1 protein-coding gene is annotated in these 1,092 nt (G+C 33.7%); it reads right to left on the reverse strand.

Features of this window, described 5'->3' with window-relative positions; genetic code table 11:
* Window positions 1–121: 121 nt before the first annotated feature.
* A complete protein-coding gene (locus LKD46_RS16495) occupies window positions 122–469 on the reverse strand; it encodes a hypothetical protein (RefSeq protein ID WP_029732399.1) in 348 nt (115 codons plus the stop codon).
* Window positions 470–1,092 lie beyond the last annotated feature (623 nt).

Consider the following 1,092-nt stretch of genomic DNA (forward strand, 5'->3'; position numbering starts at 1 on the left):
AGGGAACGCTGCTTCGTTGCACAAGAGATCAGTGAATGGAGAGTGGACGAACTAGAAGATTGGCAGCGAGATCTTATTGAAAAAATAAGAGTCGGTGTTGAGCTGAAAGACGATGATATTGTTAAAGCAATGGGTTGTTAAAATCTAAATGATGGTTCTTATAAAACATCTTTAGGCGAATTATGACTTCTCGTTCTTTACGAAGTTTAGCAAGAGATTCTTCATCAGATGAAACATGAGCCTCTTTAATCGAGGAATCCAACGATTTATGATAACAACAACAAGCAGAATATACAACCAGGTGATTATTTAATAGCCATTGTTCATCTATTAAATTTGAGTCTAAATAGTCAACACATTTTGATGTGGCTTTTTTGCATTCTGGTTGTTCGTAACAGCTTTGATTTAGCTCAAAAAGATAATTTGTCAAAGCATTACGTATGATAGAGTGAAAATCTTTGTTATCCATATTCTCAAAGCTCCTTTCTAAATACTCACCTATGGCGGTAGGCTGTATATATAGTATAGGGGCTGAATGAGAATAAGACAACAATAATAGTGCTTTCTCACTTCACAGTAACAAAATCTAAATAAAATTCTGGTTTTATTTAGACTACTAATCGTCTGAAACAAGCAAATATTGCTTAAAACAGAGGATAACGATTTTTACGAAAAACAGAAAAATCATGTTTGCGAAAGGATAAGAATTGTACAGAAGTAACTAGCATTTTTCTATAATTTGTAAAAACAATTATTCTGTAGCAAACCAACCAACAAAACGAAGCGTATTACTGGCAAAACCGGTGATACGCTTTTTTAATGGAGGCAATTGGAAATATCAGGGAAAAAGAAGATGTGGAGGAAATATAATTATAAATAACGAAATACCTAAAACAATTCCGGTCGCAGACTATGCCGGATATATTATGAAAAATTTTAAACCGGATGTCATAAAATTCAAAAAGCCTGAATCGGAATGGACAGAAGAAGAACATACAGAATATACAAAATGGAGTCTTAAACTGTCTATGGCACATAGATTCAAGCAACAAATACAGGAGAATAAGCCCTTAACAAATAGGGACAAAAGGA

The organism is Blautia fusiformis (assembly GCF_020686995.1).
Lineage (GTDB): Bacteria > Bacillota > Clostridia > Lachnospirales > Lachnospiraceae > Blautia_A > Blautia_A fusiformis.

Coding starts and splice junctions, on each gene's coding strand:
- LKD46_RS16495 (WP_029732399.1), bottom strand. CDS start 469: ATGGATAACAAAGATTTTCACTCTATCATACGTAATGCTTTGACAAAT.